We start from the raw sequence: 525 nt of genomic DNA, 5'->3' as shown, positions 1-525 counted from the left end.
CGCTGGCGGTCAACCGGTACACGCTGCGGGATTGGTTGACGATCAGTCTGGCGGCTCTAACGAGTATTCCAAGTACCCGTTGTCGCACTACCAGCTCGACTACTTCGTCGATACGAGTTGGGACTGGCTCCCGTGGAACTGGGGCGATGGCATCGGTAAGTCTGTGAGCTATGGCCTGTATGCCATCACCAACTTCTTGTGGACACTCTCGGTCTACCTGTCAAACGCTGCGGGTTATCTGATTCAGCAAGCCTACTCGCTGGACTTCATCAAAGATACGTCTGACGCGATTGGGAAGAACATGCAGCTCTTGGCTGGAGTGTCAAAGGACGGCTTCACTACTGACGGCTTTTACCCCGGCTTACTCCTCATGATTACGCTGGTAGTCGGCATCTATGTCGCCTACACCGGTATCATCAAACGCGAGACCTCCAAAGCCATCTCGGCAATCGTCAACTTTGTGGTGATCTTCATCACGTCAGCCAGCTTCATCGCCTACGCCCCGGACTACGTGAGCAAAATCAA

General features: G+C 53.9%; 1 protein-coding gene. It reads left to right on the top strand.

Annotated elements, in window-relative coordinates; genetic code table 11:
• Positions 1-525 (top strand): CD3337/EF1877 family mobilome membrane protein (locus tag FC75_RS10025; RefSeq protein WP_420843320.1); only part of this gene is annotated, 525 nt, incomplete at both ends.

Source organism: Lacticaseibacillus camelliae DSM 22697 = JCM 13995 (genome assembly GCF_001436615.1).
Lineage (GTDB): Bacteria > Bacillota > Bacilli > Lactobacillales > Lactobacillaceae > Lacticaseibacillus > Lacticaseibacillus camelliae.
This window is presented reverse-complemented; position numbering and strand designations above follow the sequence as displayed.